Below are 24076 nucleotides of genomic sequence, written 5' to 3' on the forward strand. Positions count from 1 at the left end.
ACGTATTCCTTCTTTAATATAGCAGAATACCACTGCTTCTGTCAGCTTTCACGAAGAACGGTTATTCATGTCTTTATGAGAATGTCTCGCTTGCATCATTTGAGCGATGCAAGCGAGCGTCGGTAACATTACGGCTGTCTTTTTTTTGTCAATTGGATGAACGATCGAGGGGCGATTATTTTTGTACGGTTGAGGGATTCTTAAGAGAAAATCTGCAGCTGCGCGTCCGTTAAAGGGGAGAAACGGCCACATGTATGGAGTATTTAACGTTTTTGTTTTTACGAGTGTTAAAAAGAAAGCCATTAGAGCAATGAAAAAACGATCGGACCAAAAAACCCTACGCTTAGAATTAACCCGAGACGTATGAGACGGTTGCATAGTCCCATCTCATAACTAGGTGTCGCATATCCAGCCATAGCAACAACCGCTGTGTAAAGTACGATTTCACTTGTAAACACCCCAACTTCAATAGCGATTTCACTAATAAGAATGGCGGCGACAAGACCGAGGCCGTTGCGAGTGCGTTTGGCGTGTGTATCGCTGCCATGCGAAGAATTTCGAGTCCGAATTCTGCAATGAGGATTTGCATGAATACAGGTACACTAAACGACTCACTTATGCCAATAAAACTAAGAGCCTCAGGAACGAGTGCTTCATTCTCCTCCAATAAAAACCAAACTGGCAATAAAAAGATGGATACAAAAACCGCAACGAGTCTTACCCATCTTAGGAAAGCACCGACAATCGGTTCTTGACGATATTCCTCAGCATGTTGCATATGATGCCAATAAGTCGTTGGGAAAATCATGACACTTGGCGAACCGTCAGTAATAATAATAACGTGCCCCTCCAGTAGGTGGGAGGCTACCGTATCCGGACGCTCGGTGTAGCGAACTCGTGGATATGGCGACATCATCTTTTTAAATAGGAATTCTTCAAGTGTTTTTTCACCCATCGTTAAGCCGTCGATCTCGATCCCATTTAGCTTTTTCTTAAGCCTACGAATGAGTTCAGGGTCGGCAATCGAGCCAATATAGCCAATCACGATATCGGTTTTCGATCTTCTTCCGATTTGTAAGTACTCCATCATTAAAGAAGGGTCGCGTAATCTACGGCGAATGAGTGCGCTATTAAAGACAAGTGTTTCCACGAACCCGTCCCGTGGACCGCGTACGACTCGCTCCAAATCAGGTTCTTCAGGTGAGCGGATCGGATACTCTCTCGCGTCGATGAGCAATAACTCATCGCAATCCTCAACAACGAGCGCAGACTGACCGGCTAATACCATCGTTGCGATTTCTTTTACTTCTTGGCTGCGTTCAATTTCTGCATTAGGAATCATACGCTGTTGCAGGATAGAGAGGGGATCTTTTTTAGTTGATCTTTCTCCAGTCTCGATAGGTTTTCGAGCATATGAATGATGGACAAATCATTCCCGAAGCCGTCAACGAGAAAAAGGCAAAGGCGGACGCTCCAGACTGAAACTCGTGTTTAATGATGTCGAAGTTTTTATCAACGTTCAATTCTTTCGTTAACAGTTCTGTATTCTCTTCATAACGATCTGAAAGCGTACGCTTCATCTGTTTTGCTCACTCCTTTACGTCACGGTTATTATGTTCGAAGCCTTGAATCGTCATGCATGGATGCAAGCGTTCGAGTATAATGGTTGACAGAACAGATGGACGGCTGTATAGTCGTAGACGAAATCAAAACGAATATACCTCGTTAGGTGAGGCTCCTGTACGGAGATACGCTGCTGCCCAAAAATGTCCAAAGACGCCAATGGGTGAACAGAGATTATCGAGATAAGGTACTCTTTAATGTAGCTGGCATTCATGCCTATGCCGTACAGTGCTAAAGCTCTACGACGGAGACGATATGAGCGAAAGAAGCTTCTGTGATACAGGTAGCTTTGTTTTTAGTGAGCCGTCTTCTCGTAGACGGCTCTTTTTTCGTATGGGCGTAGTGATGCAAAGCCACAATAACAAGAGGTAACACGGGAGGTGAGGGACGACATGGATCCCAGTTTGAGTACAGACGAATATGATAGGTGCAAGCCGGTAAATTGGATAGCTGTCCCTCATCAAAAGGTGAGGATTGACGGCTGAACAGGAGGAGTAAGCGATGGTAAAACTAAACGATGAAACACGCGCAGCCTACAGCCGTTATTTACTTGAGTTATTAGAACAAGATCAAACAACTGTTTTTCGATTAAAGTTTCTTGACCTGCACCCTGTTGATCAAGTGGAAGTTTTTCAACAGCTGGATGAAACGGCGAAAGAGAAGTTTTATACGCTCATGACGCCTTCGGAATTGGCGGATATTTTTGAGGAGTTAGAGCTTGAAGAGCAAAAAGAGGTCGCAAGCAATTGGGAAGACAGTGCGATGGGTGATGTCTTCAACCATATGAATGCTGATGATGTAGCCGATTTCTTAGGTGAATTACACGAAGATCAGCGTGAGGGCATCCTTACATCCATGGACGATGAAGATGCTGAAGATGTAAAAGAATTATTAACGTATGAAGAAGAAACCGCCGGTGCCATCATGACGAAAGAAATTGTCAGCTTGCATGAAACAGAGCAAGTGAGCACCGTGCTTGAGCGTTTAAGAAATGAAGCCCCTGACGCTGAAATGATTTATTATTTATATGTAGTTGATGAAGCTGAAAAGCTGACAGGTGTTGTTTCCTTACGTGACTTGATGGTCGCTTCCCTCGATGCAACGATCGGGGAAGTGATGAGCAAGAGAGTCGTCTCTGTTCATGTTAATGAAGACCAAGAGGACGTTGCACAACTCATTAAGAAATATGATTTCTTAGCTGTGCCTGTTATTTCTAACACTGAGGTATTGCTTGGGATTGTCACCGTCGATGATGTGATGGATGTTCTTGAAGAAGAAGCGACGGAAGACCTTGCCGAATTCTCTGCTACGAGAGGGGCAACAGACGTAAACATTTCTGCATTTCAAGCGGCGAAAAAGCGTACACCTTGGATCGTTCTACTCATGTTATTTGGAATGCTAACTGCAGGTATTATCGGTTCATTTGAAGAAACGTTGGAGCAAGTTGTGTTACTCTCAGCCTTTATTCCGATGTTAATGGGCTCTGCAGGAAACGTCGGTACGCAGTCTCTTGCGATCGTTGTTCGTGGCTTGGCACTCGGCAACTTCGAGAAGAAAGGTCTCGTACGTGACTCGGGCGTGAATTTGGAACAGGCTTGTTAATTGGGATTACTTGTGCGCTTGTGCTCTTAATTATTATCCCGTTCTTTTTCGATGATAGCCTTTATCTAGCTGGAATTGTTGGTGTTTCCTTACTCATTTCTCTTGCAATGGCCGCGGTGTAGGGTCGGTTGTTCCACTTATCATTAACAAATTTAAGCTCGATCCAGCCATTGCATCTGGTCCGTTTATTACGACATTTAATGATATTGTGTCCATTACGATTTATTTCTCAATCGCAACGACATTACTTCAATTTCTATAGCAATCATTCACGTGCAGGGACACTCCCTGCACGTTTTTTGGTGGCTGATAACGGTGTGAATCGATTGACTTTTTTGTGAAATGAGCTAAAATAGAAGGACTTTTATAAACATTTCGTGAAAGACATAGGGAGAACACAACTAAGGAGCGACGGAGATGAAATACGCATTTGCTAAACGTGTAAGACACCTACAGTCATCAGCAGTGAGGGACATTTTGAAAATTGTCAACCAAGGCAATGTCATATCGTTTGCGGGAGGGCTGCCTGATGATGATCTTTTTCCAGTAGCAGCGATTGAGGATGCCTTTTCCAGAGCATTATCTAAAGGAAAGAAGGCGATGCAGTATGGGGAGACTGAAGGGTATTTTCCCCTTCGGGAAGTAATCATTGAACGGATGAAAAACAAGGGAATACAAGGGTTTACGCCCGAACATGTATTGCTTACAACAGGCTCGCAACAAGCCATCGATTTGTTTTCACGAATTATGATTGGTCCAGGAGATGTCATCTTCACTGAAGAACCGACGTATTTGGCCGCTCTACAAGTGTTTCAATCATATGAAGCAAAGATCGTACCAATCGCTGCGATGCGAATGGTATGGACTTAGACGATCTACAAGAAAAAGCGAAAGTATACCGACCGAAAGTCGTTTACGTCGTTCCAACGTTTTCAAACCCTAGTGGTAGAGTTTGGAGTTTGGAACGCAGAGAAGCGTTAGTTCGACTTGCTCACAAGCAGAATTTTATCGTGTTTGAAGACGACCCTTACGGAGATATTCAATATCATGATGCGGGTTACACGCCGATGGCTGCTTTGGATGATGGCTCTCACGTTGTGTACACGAGCACCTTCTCAAAGACAGCTGTTCCAGCGCTGCGTACAGGTTGGATTGTAGGTCCCTACCAAATCATTCGCATGATGGCGCAAGCAAAGCAAGCCAATGATTTGCATTCGAATTCGTTAGCCCATCAAGCCTTGTATGAGCTATGTATGAACTTTGATTTAGATGCTCATATCCAAAAGATTAGTGATCTGTACGGACATCGAAAAAACGTAATGGTCGATGCCATTCGTTCATCTGGATTGAAGACAGCGGAATTTGTTGATCCTGAAGGTGGCATGTTTCTTTGGTTGGAAGTAGACCCGCGTATTAACACCGATTCCTTATTAAAGGAGGCTGTTCGTCGCGGTATTGCCTACGTGCCTGGTGCGCCGTTTTATGCGGGCACGCCTCAATACAATACACTTCGGCTTAATTATACACATGCAACCGATGAACAGATCGGGAAAGGAATGCAAATTATGACGGATCTGTTTGCTGAAGTAGAGGAGGAAGAAGACCTGCAGATTAAAGTCTAGTTCCCTAGATGTGGAGGTTCTAAGGTGTCCTTATTTTCCTATTCACAACCCAGTCCGGACTTTGTTTTGTTCGGCCCTGCACACATCGCCGTTTTTGGCGTGCTTATTCTCGTTTGTGTAATAATCGCTGTTTTTCGGCGTGCCATTCGTAGTCGCCCGACCGTCGATGCAAGTTTTCGCTACGGTCTCGTTGCGCTGTTTGTTCTACTTGAGCCGTATATCAGATGTGGTACGTCGTGAATGGCGTATGGGGTGCGCACTTTGCTTTGCCTCTTCATTTGAGTAGTATTACGTGGATTACAGCTGTGGTGATGCTTCTTACAACAGGGCAGCGCTGGTTCGAAATTACATTTTTTGCTGGAGTCGGAAGTGCTCTCTTAACCTTAGTTACACCTGATGTTGGGAACTTTGGATTTCCACACTTTCGATTTTTTCATTTCTTCTCCACGCATGCGCTCGTCATTGTTGCTGTCGTGTATATGCTTTTCGTGCATAGAAAGCATGTTTTTCTTCGATCTGTATTTCGAGTGTGGGTGTATTTGAACGTGTATGCAGCAGGTGTGTTTATGGTGAACTGGTTTGTTCCGTACGCCAATTACATGTACTTGATGGAAAAACCTCCAAGTCCGTCACCTTTTGATTGGTTTGGGCCGTGGCCATATTACATTTTTGTGCTTCAAGCGGTGTCACTTGTCGTCTTCTTAATCATGTATGGCGTTTACAAGTTGTTAAAGAAATCCGGTTCGACCCGTTCGCCGTGAAGATAGCGTTCCATGCAGGCGCTCGTCTGTCGCTTTAGGTTCGTGTTCACATAGCGATTTTGTCCTTCGTAGCGTCCGCAAACGTAACCATATTCGGAAAATGTCAAGTCACTGTCAATTTTGTAGACGCGAATCGATCGGGTTTGTTGTTCTTGCTTTAATGTTCGTAAATCTTCATGCACAAGTGCCAGTGCTTCATCAATAAGCGTCAAGTAGGGCTCGTGCAAGCTTAGAGACTGCTCTGCCTGAATGCGAGAGCGTTGAAAAGATTTGCGTACGAGCGGCAAAATAACCGCATAATGAATCAGCGTTAGCTCATCCTTAGTGACAGGCATCATCGCACCTCCTAAACCGAGTATATGCTCAGTATACGAATGTGTGTTCGTGTTTACAACAAGAAAATGCAGGAAGAAGAAAAAAAGCATTCGGTTGATCGGAATGTTCTCTTAAAGAATTTAATAAGATACTAGAAACGTTTTTCAATAAACGTTTGGAATTGTCAAAATTCGGGTATTGACTCTCAAGGACGAACGCTTCATAATACGTAAATAATACGATGAGTTATGGGAGGGAGCAGCAATGGCAGGTTCAACTTACGAGAATGAACTCTTTGAGAAACTGAAAATGATCCGTCAGGGGTACAGGGCACCTAGACAAGTGTTACAGTCGCTATACGCACGTATGATGTTGGAGTATTCTGTATATGAGTTTACAAAGGCTCGCTATGAACGACTCATTGATGAAGCTCTCGATCAAAAAGATGAAGACGCTTTTACGACACTCACAACAAAGTATAATGAATGGATTGTTAAATATCAGACAGGTAACACAATATCCGAGCATGGGTACGAATTAGAATGTAATTTCGAAGACGGGAAACCTCCAATCAGTGGCTGATTTTTCAGCTGCTGGTTTTTTGTTTTTCGCGTCAATATCTAGTATACTAATAATAGAAGAAGTGTCCTCAGGAGGTATAGAATCCGTTGATTTTATCAGATACAACCATTAAGAATATGATGGCTCAACAAGAACTAATGATTGAGCCCATTGACGATGCGCAAATTCAGCCTGCGTCGGTCGATATCCGTCTTGGAAATCACTATTTGAAGATTGATGAGAATGCCATTGAATCGATCTCTTTAGATACTCCCGCGCAATATGTTGAATTTGAAGCAGACGAAGTAATCATCCCCCCGAACTCATTTTTACTCGCAACAACTCGAGAGTACATAAAGCTCCCGAACGACTTAACTGCGTTTGTTGAAGGAGAAGTTCGATCGGTAGAATGGGATTATTTATTCAAAATGCAGGATGGGTGGACCCGGGCTTTGAAGGGAGATCACGCTAGAGTTGTTCAATGCAAACCGTTTGCCCATTCGCCTCATCTCAGGGCGAAGAATTGCACAACTCGTATTTGCTCGCATGGACCAGAATGCAGCGTCTCCATATGACGGAAAGTATCAGAAACAAAGAAAAGCCGTCGGTAGCCGTGTTTACAAAGATATTAACTAAAAAGGATGGCCGCTTCTTGATGAAGCGGTTTTTCTTAAATCTGACAGAATGGGGATGAGAATATGTATGATGTACGCATTGAAAACGGCCTGATCGTCACCGGAAACGAAACCTTTCCGGGAACGATCTACATAAGTGATAAGAAGATTGCGGCAGTCACAAGTCCAGATGATGTGCGAGAAGCGGGAGAAGTTATTGATGCCACAGGTCATCACGTACTTCCAGGACTCATTGATACACACGTTCACTCCAGAGATCCAGGACCGACGCATAAAGAGGACTTCTTCACTTCTACACAAGCTGCTGCAGCAGGTGGAATTACAACACTGTTTGAAATGCCGAATACAACACCGCCGGTAAAAGATGCTCCGACATTTGACGCGCAAGTAGAGAATCTTACGGGCAAAGCACTTATTAACTTTGGTTTATGGGGGATTTGCCTCGGACGCTAAACCGCGAACAAATTCCAGATATGCATGAAAAAGGTGTAATTGGATTTAAATACTTTTGGGGTTACGGCATTCATCAGGAGACGTATCAGCTTCTCTACAATGTTGATGATGCGGATGAGTCGATTATCCACCGTTTGATGACGGCGAGGTGTATCAAATGATGAAAGAAACCGCAAAAACGGGACAAGTGTTTGCTGTACACGCAGAGAACCATGAGTTAATCCGGCAATTAAGCGAAGAGAAAGACCTGAAGATGAATCATACGACGCATTGCTTCGGTCCAGACCAGCAGTTGCAGAAACGCTTACTGTTGATACAGGCATTACACTTGCCAAGGAGAGCGGGTTCATTTTCATGTTTTGCACGTATCGGCGAAAGAAAGTGTCGAGTCGGTGCGAAGAGCACAAGCAAACGGGCAACATGTGACTGTAGAAACATGTCCTCATTATTTGTTTTTAACGAATGAAGATTATGAATCGGTAGGACGAGATATGAAAATCTTTCCACTCGTTAAAGAGAAGAAAGATCAAGACGCCATTTGGGCAGGAATTCAGGACGGAACGATTACAGTCGTCTGTTCAGACCATGCTCCGCACACAGCGGAAGAGAAGTACGCAGGGAAACTGAGTGAAATTCCTGCAGGGATGTGTGGAGTGGAGACGTTAGCTCCACTCATGCTAAACGAAGTAAACACTGGACGGTTGACGATCAACCAAATCGTACAGCTTTTGAGCGAAAATCCAGCAAGGCTGTATGGCATTTCGCATCAAAAAGGCACTCTTCAACCAGGAACGGATGCCGATGTAACCATTGTTGATCTAAAGAAGACGAACACTATCCGCAAGGAACACTTGCATAGTAAAAGCAAGATATCTGCTTACGACGGCCGTGAGATTACGGGCTGGCCGGTGCGCACGATTATTGGCGGAAAAACGGTAATGGCAGATGGAGAAATTGTAGACAGTACACCGGCCGGCACGATCGTAACTCCGAGGAGGAATGCAAAATGAAAGATACAAGAGCACTGATCCAATCTCATCAATCGATCCGTAAATATGAAGATAAACGTGTAGACGATGCCATCATTAAAGACTTAATCGAGTCCGCTCGCTGGGCACCAAGTTCTCACCATGTACAGGCATACACAATCATTCGCGTGACGGACCATGAGAAAAGAAAAGCACTAAAAGAGGTAGCAGGGGGACAACCGTGGGTGGAAGCGGCTCCGGTATTTCTTGTTTTTACCGCAGACTGGCACAAACATAAGATGAATAATGAAAAATGGGAAGCGCCGATGCAGATGGAAGAGACCGAGAATGTGATTGTCGGAGCCGTGGACGTCGCATTGGCTGCACAAAACGTGTTGCTCACCGCACGTTCGTATGGCCTCGGCGGTGTGATGATTGGCGGAATAAGAAATGACCTTCATGAAGTGGCGCGAATTCTGGAATTACCATCGTACACATTTCCAGTCATGGGATTATGCCTCGGCTATCCAGACCAGGATCCAGGGCAAAAACCGAGGTTTCCTGTTGAAGTCGTACTTCATGAAGATCGTTATGAAGCATCCCGCATCCATGAAGGATTGGACCAATACGAGCAAGAGACGAGCGAATACTATAAAAATAGGACCAACGGCAAACGTACCGAAGGTTGGGGAGAGAACATGGCGAACTATCTAAACAAGCCCCGACGTCAACAAGTGACAACCTTCCTAAAAGATCAAGGGTTCACATTGAAATAAGACACATGGCGGTCGTTACATCTTACAATGTAACGCCGCCATCAATACTTAAAATTGTGCCGGTGATGAACTTTGCGTCATCAGAAGCAAGAAAAGCATAGCCGTTTGCGACGTCTTCTGGACTGCCTAGTCGTTTTAACAAGGCGTTTTCTTTCATTTTAGTTAGCACTTTTTCAGGCATCTTATCAACCATAGGTGTTGAGATAAACCCAGGAGCAATCGCGTTTACGCGAACATTATAGCGCGCCAGTTCCTTTGCCCACGTTTTCGTCATCCCATTCACACCCCATTTACTTGCAGCATAATTGGATTGTCCGAAATTGCCAAATGTACCGACGACTGAAGAGGCATTTAAGATCACGCCAGACTGCTTAGCTTTCATGATCTTCGCCGCTGCTTGAGCAACGATAAACACCCCTTTTAGGTTCACGTTCATTACCTGATCCCATTCGTCTTCCGTCATTTTAGTGAGCAGGGCGTCTTGAGTAATACCGGCATTATTAATAACGACGTCAACTGAGCCAAACCGCTCGAGCACACGCTCCATAAGATTGTTCACACTGTCATACTTGCACACATCGGTTTGAACACCAAGTACTTCAGCGCCTGTCTGTTCAAGTTCTAGTACAGCAGATTTCACATCAGCGGCGTTTAGGTCGGCGATCACTACTCGTGCCCCTTCATTGGCAAACTTTAAAGCGGTCGCTCTCCCAATACCTCGTGCGCCTCCCGTAATAATCGTTGTTTTGTTTAATAGTTTCATAAGGATCGTACTCCTCCTATCGTCCGATGAAATGGTAAGCGTTTACATAAATGGATGGCTGTCCGTTTTTTGTGACGAAAAACGAGCATGAAGAACTGAGGTCTTCATGCTCGTTCATTTATTTATGCTTTGTAATAGTTGGCAAATAATTGGTGATTCTTCTCTGATACATCGTAAAAGCCGTTTTGTGTCTTTTTCATTTGCTCTGTGAAATCATCAAAAAGAGGCTGAAGGTCTTCACGATTCTTCTGTTGTTGCGACACACTTTTCTTCATTGCATCATGCATTTGTTCTTGTGAGCGTGTAAACAATGTGAACATTTCACGATACGGCGTATACGTTAACTGCCCAAAACGATTCGCAACTTCTTCGAAACGTCCATTCCATTGTTCGTACACACGTTTTGCTTCATCGCCACTCGTATTAGCCAGGTTTTCTTTTACTTGGTCGTTCACTTCGTCAGCACGCTTTTTGCTCTGTATGCACTTTATTCATGTTCGTTTGGAATGACTTCCACAAGTCTTGTTGTTGTTCCATTGCGCGAAGCGTCAAGTTCTCTGCTTCCTTTTGACTTGAATACACCATGTGCATGCTGTTTTTCCATGCATCCCATGTCGCATCAATGAACGTAGCAACAGGTTTCTCGGTTTGCTTTTTAGCCGTTGTAGCCATTATTTACTCCTCCTATAGAATTTCTCTGTATTGTGATGCAGGTCATCCTGCAGGGTCACTACTGATCGTCGTCGTTTTTTTTGTCTAGGGGGGAAAATCATATTTGTATACATTGAAAAGAAGCGATCGAGCATTGATTGATATTGTTCCAATGAGTCTGCCCATAATGATAAATACTCTTCCCCCGCGTCGGTGAGAGAATAGATTCGTTTGGCAGGGCCTCCCGCTGACGTGTCCCATTCCGATTTGATCATGTTGTCTTTTTCTAGTTGTCGCAATGTCCGATACACATTCCCTTGGTCTACAGAACGCATACCAAACTCTGAGAGTTGCTCAATAAGCTTGTAGCCGTGTAAATCCCAGCCACGAAGGCTTAGCAGTAACATGGGGACCATTAAATTCTTAGGTGCATTTGTTTTTACTTTGTCTTCTCGTTTGTCTTTTTCCGTCATGTGAACACCTACTCAATTAACTTTTTCACTTAAGTGTAATTTACACCTATATGAAAAGTATGTCAAGAAGAATTGAGGAAATCGTTCGAAAAAGCAAAATGCTTATTTCTTATTTTTTTATAAAGGGATTGAAGGATTTGTGTCGAAAGTTATACGTACAAGAGGGTGTATGGATGCCTTAGGAATAGAAAATACTGACGCCGTTTACAGGAGGTGACAATATCCGACAAATTATCCGAAAATAATTACAATTATAAATAGAAAGAAATTGATGGGAGATTTCCTTACCGAAGAATTGAATTTAAGGAGGCAGGAGAATGGCGGATAAAAACGGATTTGATCCCTTTGACATGTGGAAGAACCTGTATCAACAGTATGATCCTACTGGAGTGGCATCCTGGATGAGAAGATGAGAGAAGAGCAATTTTCAGAATGGATGGGCACAACGCTTGAAATGAATCTTTTGTACAAGAAAATGATGGATGAAACGATGAGTCGTTACTTGGAACAAGCGAATGTCCCAAGTGTCGATGATTTATCCAAGGTTTCTAAACTGATTATTAACGTAGATGAAAAAGTGGATCATCTGGATGATCAATTGCAAGATATGAACCTGACTGCAGTAAAGTCAGACATAAAGAGGGAAATTACGAAACTTAAAACAGAAATGAAAGGGTTAGATGAAAAGATTGACACAATTTTAAAGCATGTACAGTCCGGTGCAAGTGAAGCAGCAGCAACTTCAGGCAAATCCTAAACAACGTTCAAGTTGAATTAAAGGAGATGAAGATCTTTGGCAGACCTCAAAAATAAAGTAGCCATTGTAACGGGCGGTGCAAGAGGAATTGGTGCAGCCATTACGAGAGAATTAGCAGATAACGGTGTTCGGGTCGTCATCAATTACAATACGAGCCAAGGCCCATCTGAGAAGCTTGTGCAAGAAATTAATGATTCGGGTGGAGAGGCTTTGGCCGTCAAAGGCGACGTGTCAAACGTAGAGGATGCCAGCAAAATTGTCGAAGCGGCTGTGAATACGTTCGGTCAGCTAGACATACTTGTTAACAATGCCGGAATTACCCGTGATTCAACGTTTAAGAAACTTTCTGAAGAAGATTGGTCAGAAGTTATTAACGTAAACTTGAACAGTGTGTACAATACGGTGTCAAAATCCTTGCCTCACTTACTTGAATCTGAGTCAGGAAGAATCATTAACATCTCCTCGATTATCGGGCAACAAGGTGGGTTTGGACAGACGAATTATGCAGCGGCAAAAGCAGGTATGATTGGCTATACGAAGTCGCTTGCGTTAGAACTTGCCCGAAAAAACATTACAGTAAATGCAGTGTGCCCAGGATTTATTGAGACAGAAATGGTGCAAGAAATGCCAGAAAAGGTGCTCAATCAAATCGTTTCTAGCGTGCCAGTACAACGACTAGGCCAAGCGCAAGAGATCGCAAGAGGTGTAGTATTCCTCTGCAAAGACGGAGAGTATATTACAGGTCAACAACTCAACATTAATGGTGGCTTGTACATGTAAATGTTCTAGAAACGCTGTTATGGAAAGGGTGATCGAATGACTATAGAGAATAACCAATGGCTAACGGACCAAATGCCCGCATCATTTTCACGATTTAAACGTGCCCTTGAAGTCCTCACAACGGATGCGGATCCACAAGTCGGTCCAACTCCTAAGGAGAGCATTTGGACAAAAAACAAAGCGACATTGTATCGATACGTACCCCCTGTAGAGCGAGAGCATTCTGTTCCGTTGCTGCTCGTTTACGCGTTGATTAACAAACCGTACATTTTAGACCTTACAGAAGGAAATAGTCTCGTTGAATATTTAACAAACAAAGGTTTTGATGTGTATTTGCTGGAGTGGGGAACGCCAGGGATGGAAGACCGACACATGAAGCTTGATGATTATATTGTCGACTACATTCCGCGAGCTGTCCGAAAAGTGCTTCAAAAATCAGGCTGATGAGTGCTCGATTCTCGGTTATTGTATGGGGGGAACGATGACCTCAATTTTTGCTTCTCTATACGATGATTATCCGATTCGAAACCTTATTTTTATGACGAGTCCATTTGATTTTTCTGATACAGGGTTGTACGGTTCATTTTTAGATGACCGCTATTTTGATGTCGATCATGTCGTTGAAACATTAGGTTTAGTGCCTGGCGAGATGATTGACTTTGGCAATAAGATGACGAAGCCAATCGCCAACTTCTACGGACCGTATGTGAATCTCGTTGATCGTGCGGACAATGAAACGTTCATCCAAAGTTGGAAATTGATGCAAAAGTGGGTAGCTGACGGGGTTCCTTTCCCTGGAGAGGCTTACCGGCAATGGATACGTGAATTTTACCAACAAAATAAGCTCATTCAAGGAACACTTAAAGTAAGAGGCCGTACGGTCGACTTGTCGAACATTAAAGCAAATGTGCTCAACATTTCCGCGGGCAGAGACCATATTGCCCAACCTGCTCAAGTAGAGGCGTTAATGAACAAGATCTCTAGTAAAGATAAGCGTTATGAAGAAATGCCAACAGGGCATGTGAGCGTGATCTTTGGACCTAAAGCGGTAAATATGACGTATCCAACTGTAGGCGATTGGCTTGCAGAACGCTCAAATTAAAACAATAAGAATAAACCAGCCCTTGTTAGGTAGACAAGGGGCTGGTTTATTGATGTGTAGGTTAGAGACTAAATTTATTCTCGAGTATAGAGCACGCTGCAATTTGCAACAGAAAATTCATAATTTCTCTGCACAAGTCAAACTGCCGCGGCGTTAACGTGTGAAAATGGTGATGTCTTCACTTATTGAGAGGCCGCTTTATTGCTGCGATGTTCGTTGAGAAAGTTAAGGAGAACACGGTTGTATTCAGCTGGACACTCTACATTAGGCGTATGTCCACATTGATCAAACGTATGCATTTTGGAAAAGGGTGCGGCTAGACTCATCGTCGTTGCATTTAAATAGGGGGTAATGCGATCGTTAAGCGATGCGATAATAATGATTGGCTTCGGACAGAACATTAACGTCGAGAGATAATTAATGCCTACACCGCTTTTCGCCGCTTTTAAATACGTTTTGCGGTTAAGCTTAAAATAGAATGAGTGAATATCGTGGAAAAGTTTCTCATTTTTGGCATCGTACATGCATTGTTTAATCATATGCTGCTCATATAGATCATCGCTCATTTTGGCGAGGTTTTTCTTTCCTTCTGACAGCGCGTAAAGGCCTGTCATTCTCGGAATGTAAGAAGAGGTGTTACTAAGAATAAGTGACTGGACGATCGCCGGCTTCGTTTTGACGATTTCTTGGATGACAATGCCTCCGAGTGATAATCCACAAAAGTGTGCAGCGGATATGTCCAGTTGTTCGAGTAAATGAATGATGTCTCGTGCAAATGTTTTTATCGTAATGTCATCATCAAATGATGAATCTCCATGTCCGCGAAGGTCAGGGGCGATTACACGAAAGTTTTTCGATAGTTCAAATTGGTATTTCCAAGATTCCTTGCGGCTACCAAGACCGTGAACAAGTACAAGAACATCGTTGTTACGCTCACCAATATCAATATATGAGTACAAGAACAACTCCCTCCTCCGTACTTACAAGCCGTATATATTCTCGCCATTAAAAACGATAAATAAACAAAAAGATAATAGTGAAAGCGATTACAATTTATGCTTTCTAAGAGCAGTGTATGCAAAACATGTAACTGTGCATCATCATTTGTGGAGAGAAGGCGAAATGTTGTCCGTGTCTTATGGGGAAAAGGAACAAGGGCGGAGAGGAGAACGGACGAGGAGCACAAAAAAACCTACGGTCTCCAACGGATGGAAACCATAGGCATCGCTCATTCTCATTTTTTAATTGAAGTCGGTCGTTTTGTGTTCTTTACGCTTCTGGTTCAAGTAGTAGACGAATGCCGCGAGGCCGTACATGCCTCGTAAGTCTTTGTTGTCTGTCATTTTGGCTGCCTGGTTCGTTTGTGATCTCATGCTCTCTGTCATATCAACAAGACTGGAGGATAATTTGCGGGACGCCTCACCAGCATCTTGGACCATACCAAAGATTGGGTTTAGTGTCTTAATCTTTTCGTTTAGGTCGAGAATGGTTTCGTTCGTATTATGCAAAATAATGCCGGTTTCTTTACTAATTTCATCCAATTGGTCTGGGAGCTTCCCGACCGTTTCTCCTGTTTTTTGGAGCACAACACTTAAGTTGGATAATACTTTTCCAAGAAAAATGACCAACACGGCAAATGCGATAGCGGCAACGAGTGCTGCAATTCCTAGTAAATCCATTTCTGTTCTCCTTTCTCACATCATGTACTTGGCATGTGACGCTGAACTTCGTTAATCAGATCAGCAATAAATTGTCCGACAAGAGGCCAACTCGCTGCTTGTGTGGCTATGTAGGCGAGTAGGGCCAGGACAGCGGCGGTCCCAAGCGTGAGTCCGACGCCTCTGGCTACCCCTGCAATGATGTTTACCTTAATCACTTCTTTTTTGTCATTAAATGATAGGCGATATCTTTTAAGCGAGCGCTTGTCGTCATCTCTTCCATTTTATCAATTAATCGCTCAAGTTTCTTGATTTTTTCTTCCTGTTCTTGCTGATTACGTTCTTTATCTGGCAGCCTTTTCATTCAGTGTCCTCCTACTCGTTTTGACTGGCGTACAAGTTGTCAGACGCTTGGGCTGCATGGATGTCTTTCTCAGTAAGTTGACCCTGGTCTACGGTTGTCCATTTTACGGTTACATTCGTGTGATCGATTGTGACATGTGGGTGATGTTGAACGGCTTCGGCATATCTGGCAACGTTCGATACGAACGTGATGCCGACCAAGTAAGCGTCAAACCCGTACGTTTTCTCGATCGTCTCCTCTTGTAACTCCCAGCCATTTAACTGGGCAACTTGTTCTTTTGCTGTACTCATACAAAAAGCACCTCCAAGTGATTGACTACTTGTCTATACCCAATCCATTGGAGGGAACAAACCTCCTCTTAAATAAGGGTTTGTTGTGCATGGTACAAGCGGCTGTAGTGACCGCCTTTTTGCAACAACTGTTCGTGACTGCCTTCTTCAGCAATCCCATCTTTTGTGACGACAACGATGCGATCAGCATGACGAATGGTTGCCAATCGATGCGCAATGACTAGCGTCGTTCTACCTGTAGAAAGTCGTTGTAGTGCTCGTTGAATGGCAGCTTCAGTTTCTGTATCAAGGCAGAAGTTGCTTCATCAAGAATGAGAATAGGAGGGTTTTTCAAAAACATGCGAGCAATGGAAAGACGTTGTTTTTGTCCTCCAGATAATTTAACCCCTCGTTCACCAACGATCGTATCTAATCCGTCAGGTTGTGAGTAGACAAACTCTTCAAGCTCTGCGAGACGGGCAGCATCCATCACTTCTTCATCAGATGCGTCAAGGTTTCCATATCGGATGTTATCTCTAAGGCTGCCGGAAAACATGAATACATCTTGTTGAACCACGCCAATTTGATGGCGAAGTGATTCCAACGTAATGGCGCTCAAGTCATGACCGTCAATCGAAATTGAACCAGAATCAATTTCATAAAATCGAGGGAGCAGACTGCACAGCGTTGTTTTACCTGCACCGGATGGCCCAACAAAGGCGATCGTTTCTCCTTGAGAAATTGTCAGGTTTATATTTTCAAGAACAGGTTGTTCTTTAGTGTAGCCGAAGCTCACATCATTATATTCAATGTTTCCTTTTAACCCAAACCGGTCATTTGCTTCTGGGTGATCGTCAATCTCAGGTTCTGTGTCCATAATGGCGATGTAACGTTTAAATCCGGCGTATCCTTCGGGTAGCTTTCAATGATGCATTAATCTTCTCAATTGGTCGAAAGAAGATGTTCGTAAGAAGAATAAATGCCATAAAATCACCGACAGATAGCTGGTTTTGTAGCATAAAGTAAGCGCCTGCGAGTAGTACAAAAAGGGTCATAATTCTCATCATCATGTAGCTTAAGGAATTATTAATACCCATAATGCGGTAGGAGCGAATCTTTGCTTCTTTGAAATTCTCATTATCTTCTTTAAACAAATCTTGTTCGTGTTTTTCATTCGCAAAAGCTTGTACGAGTCGGATGCCGCCGAGTGTGTCTTCAACTCGTGCGTTAAAGGCAGCCATCCTGTGGAACATGACGCGCATCGCTCCTGACATCTTTCGATTACAAAAAATGACGACCCAAGCGAGAAACGGTACGACAATAAACGTAAGGACAGCCAATTGCCAATTGATGTAGAGCATAACCCCAAATGATCCAAACAATGTCATGAGTGCGGTGAAGACATCTTCAGGGCCATGGTGGGCAACTTCACCAATTTCAAACAGATCATTCGTAAGGTTCGACAATAAATGTCCAGTTTTATTGTTATCATGATAACTGTATGAAAGTTGTTGAACGTGTTGAAATAAATCTCTTCGCATGTCTGTTTCAATGTTAATCCCGAGAATATGTCCCCAGTATGTAACGATGTAATGAGCACCCGAATTAAATATGTAAATCAAGAACAAAACTGCGCAAGCAATAATAATGACCGTAATATTCCCTTGAGGTAAAAGTCGGTCTACGACTTGATTGACAATGATCGGAAATGCCAGCTCAAGCAACGATACGAAGATCGCGCTTATAAAGGTAATCATGAATAACTTCTTATAAGGCCGATAGTAGGTAAAAAAACGTCGAAGCATAAGTGCCTCCTTATCAATTGATAATCATTTTCAATTACTCATCTATTTTATGTAAACGTCTGAACAAAGTCAATGTATGAATGAAAATCAAGGAATAAATTATGACATTGACGTTTGTGTCGGATTTTTTTACACTTTAAGTAATGGCAGTTGTTATTAGGATCAGGTGCCATAAAAGCAAAGAGCTTTTATTCAGCTTTTTGCAGCGGACGAATTGAACCCGGTCCGATACTAGAAGGGAGCTTCATGAGTATGATGAATAAAGTCTTAATAGCGAATCGCGGGGAGATTGCGGTTCGAATTATTCGTGCTTGCCGAGAAATGAACATTGAAACGGTAGCGGTGTATTCGGAAGCCGATCGCGAATCGTTACATACGGTGATGGCGGATGAAGCGTATTGTATTGGTCCACATGCTGCAGCAGAAAGTTATTTAAAAAAGACGAATATTATTGCGACGGCGCTGAAAACAGGGTGTGATGCCATTCATCCTGGCTATGGCTTTCTCGCTGAGAATGCGGAGTTTGCGAGATTTGTGAAGATCACGGTCTCGTGTTCATTGGCCCGTCTCCAAATGCCATCAATAAAATGGGTGACAAAGCAATGGCAAGGGATACAATGAGAAACGCAGGTGTCCCGATTGTTCCAGGTAGTGATGGGCTTGTTGAGGATGATGATGAAGCTGTTTTGATTGCAGAGAAAATTGGCTATCCTGTCATCATAAAAGCAACCGCTGGTGGTGGTGGCAAAGGGATGCGCGTTGCCTATCATCAAGAAGAGTTAGAGCGCTCACTGGCGATGGCAAAACGGGAAGCGTTGGCGAACTTCGGAAACGGCGGTATTTATATTGAGAAGTTTATTGAAGAGCCAAGGCACGTTGAAATTCAAATTGTAGGGGACCGTTTTGGCAATGCCGTACATTTCGGCGAAAGAGATTGCTCAATCCAGCGCAGGCACCAGAAATTGATTGAAGAAGCTCCTTCCCCAGCATTAAACGAAGACATTCGGGAGAAAATGGGCCAAGCAGCCGTGTCTGCTGCTAAAGCGGTCTCGTATTGTGGTGCGGGTACGGTTGAGTTTTTGTTGGACAAACATAAAAACTTTTACTTCATGGAAATGAACACGAGAATTCAAGTGGAACATCCAGTCACTGAAGAGGTGACCGGAGTGGACCTGATTAAAGAACAGCTGCATGTTGCGAATAAGCAGCCAATTTCGGTATCGCAGGCTGACATCCGTGTTCAAGGCCATTCAATTGAGTGTAGAATTAATGCAGAGAATGCGAAGAAAGGATTCAGACCTTCACCAGGAAAGATTTCCATGTGTGTACCACCTGGAGGGCCTGGCGTCCGAGTAGATAGTGCGGCGTACACGGGTTACACCATTACTCCTCACTATGATTCAATGATTGCCAAACTGATTGTACGCGCCAATTCAAGGGAAGAAGCAATTCAGAGAATGAAGCGTGCGCTTTCAGAATTTGTTATTGAGGGAGTCGACACAACCATCCCATTCCACTTGAATCTCATGGATCATGAAGTATTTAAATCAGGTGAATTTGATACGAGTTTCTTAGAAAAATATACAGTCTAACAAAAGGAGCACGACCATGTATACGATCAAGGAAATTAAAGAACTCATTGAGGCAGTAGATACGTCGAGCTTAACGGAGCTTGAGCTGAAGTCTGATAATGACACGTTTATTACCCTGCGAAAACAGACGACTGTGGTTGAACAAGCACCTGTCGTGTCCCATGTACCGAGCGTCCAGCAAAGTGGCGGGGGCAGTGACCAAGTTGTGACTCCGAGTACTGACCAACAGGAAAAACAAGAGCCGACGAAACCAGCGGTGAGTGAAAACACCGAACAAATTACGTCGCCAATGGTTGGAACGTTTTACCGAGCGTCATCTCCTGATGCCGAACCGTACGTCAAAGTTGGGGATTCAGTAAACAATGAATCGATTGTTTGTATCGTTGAGGCGATGAAGCTCATGAACGAATTGGAAGCAGAAGTGTCTGGTGAAATCGTTGAGGTTCTCGTTGAAAACGGCGAACTCGTAGATTACGGACAACCTCTATTTCTTGTAAAAGCGTAAATGGGTAAAAATAGAAGAATTTGTACACTATACGTAGGAGCGACATACTGTCGCTTCTTTTTTCTATCCGACATTACGGGGTGAATGTGTACAATGGAGATGAATGACGCGGTAGACAAATTAAATAATCGCAAACAGTTTATTGAAGCAGGGGGTGGCGAGTCCCGAGCCAAAAGCCAGAAAGACCGCGGGAAGCAAACGGCTCGAGAACGCATCGATCAACTGGTTGACACGGGGACGTTTCATGAGTTGTATCGTTTTCATTCTGATCAAACTCCGGAGTTGAAGGCGTTGTTACGGGTACAGCAGAAATCCACGGAAGAGATGTGTGCGTGTTTGCCCAAGACTTTACTGTTAACGGTGGGTCATTAGGAAGATGCATAGCTTAAAGATTACGAAACTCATGGATTTAGCGATGCAAGTCAGCTGTCCGATTATCGGCTTGTGTGACTCTGCAGGAGCGCGTATTCAAGAAGGCGTTAGTGCATTGGAAGGGTACGGGCAACTCTTCTATAGAAATGTTCAATACTCTGGGAAAATCCCACAAATCTCTGTCATTATGGGCCCTTGTGCCGGAGGTGCTGTTTATTCTCCAGCATTAACAGATTTTGTTTTTATGGTGAAACGAACCTCCCATATGTTTTTAACTGGAGGGAAGGTGCTGAAATCGGTCGGAGGCAAAGAAGTCAATCATCATGATCTTGGTGGAAGTGAGCTTCATGGGAAGCGTAGTGGCGACGTCCACTTTATTGCTGATAATGAAGAAGAGTGTCTACAAGAAGTGCGTAAGTTACTCGCATATTTACCGCAAAACGCCACTTCACCGTGCCCGAGCGCTCCAGCTAAGAGAAAAACGGGGGTCCGGCAACAGTTGCGTGACATTGTCCCTGTGGATCAAAAAAAAGTGTATAACATGAAATCTGTCATCCAAGCGGTGTTTGATGCGAATTCATTTATGGAAGTGCAACGAGAGTTCGCGATGAACATGGTCGTTGGCTTTGCTAGATTGCAAGGGGAAACCATTGGTATTGTTGCGAACAACCCAAAAGTGAAAGCCGGGGCCATCGATATTAATGCGTCGGACAAAGCGGCAAGGTTTATCCGCTTTTGCAATTGTTTTCAAATCCCAATTGTTACGTTTGAAGATGTGACAGGGTTTATTCCAGGTGTTGAGCAACAAGAATCTGGAATCATACGTCACGGGGCGAAATTGCTGTATGCTTATGCGGAGAGTGGTGTGCCTAAAGTGACAGTCATCATTAGAAAAGCTTACGGAGGTGCGTATGTAGCATGAACAGTAAAGCGATTGGTGCGGACCTTGTATACGCTTGGCCGATTGCAGAAGTGGCTGTAATGGGTGCTGAAGGGGCCGTAGAAGTGCTTTACCACCGGGAGTTGAGTGAGTCTGAAAACCCAGAGCAATTACGCGAAGAAAAGATAAAGGCGTACAAAGAGGAGTACATGGATCCTACTATGCTGCCCTTTTAGGTCAAGTGGATGACATTATTGATCCAATGGATACACCAGACACACTCGCTCAGGCGCTTCGAGTGTTACGCAATAAAAAAAGACCAGCGACGAACTATGGAAATATGCCGTTATAGAGTGCTTGCAATTATCATCGTCATTACACCACTACAACCGACAAACAAGGATAATCCGTTTGCGAGTTGTACGCCCCCATTCCGGTGCTCAAGTAAAAGCAAAGCACGGTCAACGATAAAAAAGAGAATTGTCGCGACTACGGCGAGGATCGTAATGTCAATGTTCACGGTAAATACATAAACAAAGAAACCGCCCATCATATGAATGCTAAGTGAAATGGTTTCTTGGAAGTGGTTGTAATGCTTGGCAATCCAGTCGGCCATGAATGACAAAAAACCGCCGTAAAACACAATTGGGATCATCGAAAAGAACCCATAAACTGTATAGCTGTGTAACACTTGCGTCACTTGACCCGCGCCACTTGTCATCTCTAAAGGGAACAACAGTCCTGTTAAGAAAATGAAAATGGCCCATACCGCAAGTGCAGTTGAGAACTTATGCATGGGAGTCACCTCTTTGTGTTTACTTATCCACATACCGCAGTTAGGTAGTATATCTATAACCTCTTTTTAAGCAATTGAAACAAAAATCAAGAAAAGGAGAAGTGAGCGATGCAACTCATTGTCTACATGCACCCGACAACCGACAGCTTTAACGGGCAAGTGCTACAAAAGTACGAGGAACAATGGAGACAACGGGGTGAAGACGTCGTCATACGTAATTTATATGCACAATCGTTCGACCCCGTTCTCGGTCTTGAAGAGTACACGAACTCCCTTTCTTCTTCCTATCCGGCAGAGATGAAAGAAGAACACGCACTGTGGCGAAGCGCCACCGCTGTTACACTCATCTATCCAATCTGGTGGGGCAGCTTTCCTGCAATCGGCAAAGGGTATCTTGACCGGGTTCTCTCTTATGGATTTGCGTATGAACTTGACGGAGAAACGCCGATCCCAAAAATGAATGAAAAACCACTAGGTATGATCTATACGACGGGTTCACCAACATCATCATGGGCCAAAAAAGAAAAAGCATGTGTAGAAGGAATTGTGAAAGCAAGTATCGCTGATTTTTGTGGATTTAAGATGGTAGAGCCTTTACACTTAGGATATGTTGTCCAGGCCGACCAAGACGAACACGAGGAGATGCTCGAAAGCGTCAGGCGATATGTTGAGAAGTTTCGTGATAAGGGGGATGTGTAATGAAATATGCAATGGTTTCGTATAAAGGAGAGCGTGAGCTTGTCGTTCAAGTGGCGAACGAAGATCGCTTGTTGCGATTGAAAGCGGCGTTCCAACAATTTGCACCTGAAGAAGAGTGCCCAAATGATTTGATTCAGTTCATTCATAAAAGTGAGACACTTATTGATCGTACTGCTGACGTGTTACGACAAGCAAATGAAACACTAGACGGTCACTTTTGGATAAACGAAGAATTTGAGTGGTTAGCGCCGATCCAATCACCACCCAAGAATATATTATGTGTAGGAAAGAATTATGCGGCTCATGCGATTGAAATGGGTTCTGCTAAAGATATCCCTGAACATCCATTGATCTTCACAAAATCAGAAAATACGATCAACGCGCACAAACAACCTGTGCCCCTTCATGAGCAAGTGACCGATCAAGTAGATTATGAAGGAGAAGTTGCCGTCATTATCGGCAAAAAAGCTCATGCTATTCAAAAGGAAGAAGCGTGGGACTACGTGTTTGGATTTACGTTATTGAATGACATCACCGCTCGTGATCTGCAAGCTCGACACAAACAGTTTTATTTAGGGAAAAGTCTTGACGGTTTCTGTCCAATGGGCAGCAGTGTACTTAGCAGTGAACGGGAAGCGCTGCTACAAGATACCATCGTGACAAAGGTAAACGGTGAAATTCGACAACAGGCCCCATTAACGGATATGATTTTTGATATTCCTGAATTGTTGCATGTGATCACTAAAGGAATGACGTTACTGCCCGGTGATATTATTGCTACAGGTACACCGTCAGGCGTTGGAAAGGGCATGACCCCCCGAAATTTTTAGGAGAAGGCGACCACGTAAGTGTTCACCTGCCATCCATTGGAACACTCGAAAACACGATGATTCGATAAACTTTAAAGGACAGGGGCTGTCTCAAACGCTTTTACAGCAAAATCGGAGTACAGATTTTTGTATATCGTTTTAACGAGCAAGTCATTCGATTCATGGGAACGAAGCTTCGTAGGTCATAGAGTCCATGTAGGATGAACGAAAGAAATTCATTGGACGCTAGGATGTAGAGATTCCATCGTGATTTCATTCGAATAGATCGTAATGACAAAAGCGAAATCACTCCACTGGTGTTTATACTGGGCGGGGCAAGGCACGGTTCGTATTGTGCGCTAGTGGTCACTTTCTACGACCAAGTTTGCTCATTTAACGATTATAGCGCTCATTTTGTAAAAATTTGCGCGCAGATTGGACTATGCTGAACCCCCTAAATTGTGTCGGCCCCGCCGGCGGGGCCG

The 24076-nt window shown here is 43.7% G+C and carries 28 protein-coding genes, 7 pseudogenes and 1 riboswitch; of the genes and pseudogenes, 19 read left to right on the forward strand and 16 right to left on the reverse strand.

The features are described 5' to 3' along the window. Positions 1 to 48: 48 nt before the first annotated feature. The 3 genes and pseudogenes from JCM19037_RS28740 to JCM19037_RS27620 form a co-directional block, all read right to left on the reverse strand. Positions 49 to 378: a spore germination protein gene (locus JCM19037_RS28740; RefSeq protein WP_373901160.1), complete on the reverse strand. Its 330-nt coding sequence runs from the start codon at positions 376 to 378 to the stop codon at positions 49 to 51. Further along, positions 303 to 1342, reverse strand: a pseudogene (locus tag JCM19037_RS27615) (spore germination protein). Before JCM19037_RS27615 ends, JCM19037_RS28740 begins: the two are co-directional and overlap by 76 nt. Positions 1343 to 1373: 31 nt before the next feature. Beyond that, positions 1374 to 1580 (reverse strand): hypothetical protein, encoded by a 207-nt coding sequence (locus JCM19037_RS27620; protein ID WP_238544783.1) that lies wholly within the window; start codon positions 1578 to 1580, stop codon positions 1374 to 1376. A gap of 134 nt (positions 1581 to 1714) precedes the next feature. Next, a riboswitch (M-box (ykoK) riboswitch) is annotated at positions 1715 to 1880 on the forward strand. Between the two features lie 244 nt (positions 1881 to 2124). Between JCM19037_RS27620 and mgtE the strand changes: the two genes are divergently transcribed. From mgtE to JCM19037_RS17360, 6 genes are all read left to right on the forward strand, one after another. Next, the gene (mgtE, locus tag JCM19037_RS17345) at positions 2125 to 3225 is read left to right on the forward strand and encodes a magnesium transporter (RefSeq protein ID WP_307189864.1); all 1101 of its coding nucleotides are present in this window, start codon (positions 2125 to 2127) and stop codon (positions 3223 to 3225) included. 169 nt (positions 3226 to 3394) lie between these two features. Then, positions 3395 to 3487 (forward strand): hypothetical protein, encoded by a 93-nt coding sequence (locus tag JCM19037_RS29580; protein WP_307189868.1) that lies wholly within the window; start codon positions 3395 to 3397, stop codon positions 3485 to 3487. 155 nt (positions 3488 to 3642) lie between these two features. Further along, positions 3643 to 4095: an aminotransferase class I/II-fold pyridoxal phosphate-dependent enzyme gene (locus JCM19037_RS29585; protein ID WP_307189865.1), complete on the forward strand. Its 453-nt coding sequence runs from the start codon at positions 3643 to 3645 to the stop codon at positions 4093 to 4095. Next, complete coding sequence (locus JCM19037_RS29590; protein WP_307189866.1) at positions 4086 to 4847, forward strand: PLP-dependent aminotransferase family protein; 762 nt, start codon at positions 4086 to 4088, stop codon at positions 4845 to 4847. The genes JCM19037_RS29585 and JCM19037_RS29590 overlap by 10 nt, the downstream gene beginning before the upstream one ends. Before the next feature lie 24 nt (positions 4848 to 4871). Then, positions 4872 to 5087 (forward strand): hypothetical protein, encoded by a 216-nt coding sequence (locus tag JCM19037_RS17355; RefSeq protein WP_042403323.1) that lies wholly within the window; start codon positions 4872 to 4874, stop codon positions 5085 to 5087. Next, positions 5084 to 5608, forward strand: a complete 525-nt coding sequence (locus JCM19037_RS17360; RefSeq protein WP_042403324.1) for a TIGR02206 family membrane protein — start codon at positions 5084 to 5086, stop codon at positions 5606 to 5608. The genes JCM19037_RS17355 and JCM19037_RS17360 overlap by 4 nt, the downstream gene beginning before the upstream one ends. On the opposite strand, the gene JCM19037_RS17365 is transcribed toward JCM19037_RS17360, so the two are convergent. Next, the gene (locus tag JCM19037_RS17365; RefSeq protein WP_042403326.1) at positions 5566 to 5943 is read right to left on the reverse strand and encodes a hypothetical protein; all 378 of its coding nucleotides are present in this window, start codon (positions 5941 to 5943) and stop codon (positions 5566 to 5568) included. The two genes, JCM19037_RS17360 and JCM19037_RS17365, sit on opposite strands and share 43 nt — an antisense overlap. A 244-nt stretch (positions 5944 to 6187) precedes the next feature. Here JCM19037_RS17365 and JCM19037_RS17370 point away from each other — a divergent pair, with 244 nt between their 5' ends. From JCM19037_RS17370 to JCM19037_RS27625, 3 genes and pseudogenes are all read left to right on the forward strand, one after another. Next, the gene (locus JCM19037_RS17370) at positions 6188 to 6505 is read left to right on the forward strand and encodes an IDEAL domain-containing protein (protein WP_042403328.1); all 318 of its coding nucleotides are present in this window, start codon (positions 6188 to 6190) and stop codon (positions 6503 to 6505) included. Between the two features lie 86 nt (positions 6506 to 6591). Further along, positions 6592 to 7120, forward strand: a pseudogene (gene dcd / locus JCM19037_RS17375) (dCTP deaminase). A 62-nt stretch (positions 7121 to 7182) separates the two neighbouring features. Further along, positions 7183 to 7572: a dihydroorotase family protein gene (locus JCM19037_RS27625; protein ID WP_238544784.1), complete on the forward strand. Its 390-nt coding sequence runs from the start codon at positions 7183 to 7185 to the stop codon at positions 7570 to 7572. On the opposite strand, the gene JCM19037_RS27630 is transcribed toward JCM19037_RS27625, so the two are convergent. Continuing rightward, positions 7569 to 7928 (reverse strand): hypothetical protein, encoded by a 360-nt coding sequence (locus JCM19037_RS27630; protein WP_238544785.1) that lies wholly within the window; start codon positions 7926 to 7928, stop codon positions 7569 to 7571. The two genes, JCM19037_RS27625 and JCM19037_RS27630, sit on opposite strands and share 4 nt — an antisense overlap. Before the next feature lie 36 nt (positions 7929 to 7964). Here JCM19037_RS27630 and JCM19037_RS27635 point away from each other — a divergent pair, with 36 nt between their 5' ends. Further along, positions 7965 to 8582, forward strand: coding sequence for a dihydroorotase family protein (locus tag JCM19037_RS27635; RefSeq protein ID WP_238544786.1), 618 nt, complete (start codon positions 7965 to 7967; stop codon positions 8580 to 8582). After that, complete coding sequence (gene nfsA / locus JCM19037_RS17385; protein WP_042403329.1) at positions 8579 to 9316, forward strand: oxygen-insensitive NADPH nitroreductase; 738 nt, start codon at positions 8579 to 8581, stop codon at positions 9314 to 9316. The genes JCM19037_RS27635 and nfsA overlap by 4 nt, the downstream gene beginning before the upstream one ends. A gap of 22 nt (positions 9317 to 9338) precedes the next feature. Here the strand turns inward: nfsA and fabG are convergent, their stop codons facing one another. The 4 genes and pseudogenes from fabG to phaQ all read right to left on the reverse strand — a co-directional run. After that, positions 9339 to 10079, reverse strand: a complete 741-nt coding sequence (gene fabG / locus JCM19037_RS17390; protein ID WP_042403331.1) for a 3-oxoacyl-[acyl-carrier-protein] reductase — start codon at positions 10077 to 10079, stop codon at positions 9339 to 9341. 122 nt (positions 10080 to 10201) lie between these two features. Next, on the reverse strand, positions 10202 to 10534 hold the full coding sequence (locus tag JCM19037_RS17395; RefSeq protein WP_042403333.1) for a hypothetical protein: 333 nt from the start codon (positions 10532 to 10534) through the stop codon (positions 10202 to 10204). Positions 10535 to 10538: 4 nt separating this feature from the next. Next, a complete protein-coding gene (locus JCM19037_RS28750; protein WP_042403335.1) occupies positions 10539 to 10751 on the reverse strand; it encodes a hypothetical protein in 213 nt (70 codons plus the stop codon). 95 nt (positions 10752 to 10846) lie between these two features. Further along, a pseudogene (gene phaQ, locus JCM19037_RS17405) lies at positions 10847 to 11203 on the reverse strand (poly-beta-hydroxybutyrate-responsive repressor); the annotation flags it as partial. A gap of 409 nt (positions 11204 to 11612) precedes the next feature. Between phaQ and JCM19037_RS17410 the strand changes: the two are divergent. From JCM19037_RS17410 to phaC, 3 genes and pseudogenes are all read left to right on the forward strand, one after another. Continuing rightward, positions 11613 to 11960: a hypothetical protein gene (locus tag JCM19037_RS17410; RefSeq protein ID WP_052364005.1), complete on the forward strand. Its 348-nt coding sequence runs from the start codon at positions 11613 to 11615 to the stop codon at positions 11958 to 11960. Between the two features lie 36 nt (positions 11961 to 11996). Next, entirely contained in the window at positions 11997 to 12740 is a 744-nt protein-coding gene (gene phbB, locus JCM19037_RS17415) for an acetoacetyl-CoA reductase (RefSeq protein ID WP_042403339.1), read from the forward strand. Positions 12741 to 12776: 36 nt separating this feature from the next. Next, positions 12777 to 13842 (forward strand): annotated as a pseudogene (gene phaC, locus JCM19037_RS17420) (class III poly(R)-hydroxyalkanoic acid synthase subunit PhaC). Positions 13843 to 14024: 182 nt separating this feature from the next. On the opposite strand, the gene JCM19037_RS23320 reads toward phaC, so the two are convergent. The 6 genes and pseudogenes from JCM19037_RS23320 to JCM19037_RS17445 all read right to left on the reverse strand — a co-directional run bounded on the left by JCM19037_RS23320 (position 14025) and on the right by JCM19037_RS17445 (position 17938). After that, complete coding sequence (locus JCM19037_RS23320; RefSeq protein WP_052364006.1) at positions 14025 to 14801, reverse strand: alpha/beta fold hydrolase; 777 nt, start codon at positions 14799 to 14801, stop codon at positions 14025 to 14027. 282 nt (positions 14802 to 15083) lie between these two features. Next, positions 15084 to 15521, reverse strand: a complete 438-nt coding sequence (locus JCM19037_RS17430; RefSeq protein ID WP_042403340.1) for a DUF948 domain-containing protein — start codon at positions 15519 to 15521, stop codon at positions 15084 to 15086. A 20-nt stretch (positions 15522 to 15541) separates the two neighbouring features. Further along, the gene (locus JCM19037_RS27640; protein ID WP_238544787.1) at positions 15542 to 15718 is read right to left on the reverse strand and encodes a DUF5665 domain-containing protein; all 177 of its coding nucleotides are present in this window, start codon (positions 15716 to 15718) and stop codon (positions 15542 to 15544) included. Beyond that, a complete protein-coding gene (locus JCM19037_RS27645) occupies positions 15715 to 15864 on the reverse strand; it encodes a hypothetical protein (RefSeq protein WP_238544788.1) in 150 nt (49 codons plus the stop codon). The genes JCM19037_RS27640 and JCM19037_RS27645 overlap by 4 nt, the downstream gene beginning before the upstream one ends. Positions 15865 to 15875: 11 nt before the next feature. Beyond that, positions 15876 to 16154 (reverse strand): 4a-hydroxytetrahydrobiopterin dehydratase, encoded by a 279-nt coding sequence (locus JCM19037_RS17440; protein ID WP_042403341.1) that lies wholly within the window; start codon positions 16152 to 16154, stop codon positions 15876 to 15878. A gap of 68 nt (positions 16155 to 16222) precedes the next feature. After that, positions 16223 to 17938: pseudogene (locus JCM19037_RS17445) on the reverse strand (ABC transporter ATP-binding protein). Positions 17939 to 18190: 252 nt separating this feature from the next. Here JCM19037_RS17445 and accC point away from each other — a divergent pair. The 3 genes and pseudogenes from accC to JCM19037_RS17460 all read left to right on the forward strand — a co-directional run bounded on the left by accC (position 18191) and on the right by JCM19037_RS17460 (position 21639). Continuing rightward, positions 18191 to 19530, forward strand: a pseudogene (gene accC, locus JCM19037_RS17450) (acetyl-CoA carboxylase biotin carboxylase subunit). A gap of 16 nt (positions 19531 to 19546) precedes the next feature. Further along, complete coding sequence (gene accB / locus JCM19037_RS17455; protein WP_042403342.1) at positions 19547 to 20035, forward strand: acetyl-CoA carboxylase biotin carboxyl carrier protein; 489 nt, start codon at positions 19547 to 19549, stop codon at positions 20033 to 20035. A gap of 93 nt (positions 20036 to 20128) precedes the next feature. Further along, positions 20129 to 21639 (forward strand): annotated as a pseudogene (locus tag JCM19037_RS17460) (acyl-CoA carboxylase subunit beta). On the opposite strand, the gene JCM19037_RS17465 reads toward JCM19037_RS17460, so the two are convergent. Then, entirely contained in the window at positions 21634 to 22083 is a 450-nt protein-coding gene (locus JCM19037_RS17465; RefSeq protein ID WP_042403343.1) for a hypothetical protein, read from the reverse strand. The pseudogene JCM19037_RS17460 and the gene JCM19037_RS17465 sit on opposite strands and share 6 nt — an antisense overlap. 108 nt (positions 22084 to 22191) lie before the next feature. Between JCM19037_RS17465 and JCM19037_RS23325 the strand changes: the two genes are divergently transcribed. Together JCM19037_RS23325 and JCM19037_RS17475 are read left to right on the forward strand one after the other, a co-directional pair. Then, positions 22192 to 22782: an NAD(P)H-dependent oxidoreductase gene (locus JCM19037_RS23325; protein ID WP_052364007.1), complete on the forward strand. Its 591-nt coding sequence runs from the start codon at positions 22192 to 22194 to the stop codon at positions 22780 to 22782. After that, positions 22782 to 23612 carry a fumarylacetoacetate hydrolase family protein gene (locus JCM19037_RS17475; protein ID WP_052364008.1) on the forward strand — a complete coding sequence of 277 codons (831 nt, stop codon included), beginning with the start codon at positions 22782 to 22784 and terminating at the stop codon, positions 23610 to 23612. Before JCM19037_RS23325 ends, JCM19037_RS17475 begins: the two co-directional genes overlap by 1 nt. Positions 23613 to 24076: the final 464 nt, after the last annotated feature.

Source organism: Geomicrobium sp. JCM 19037 (genome assembly GCF_000698105.1).
Taxonomy (GTDB): Bacteria; Bacillota; Bacilli; order Bacillales; family Marinococcaceae; genus Geomicrobium_A.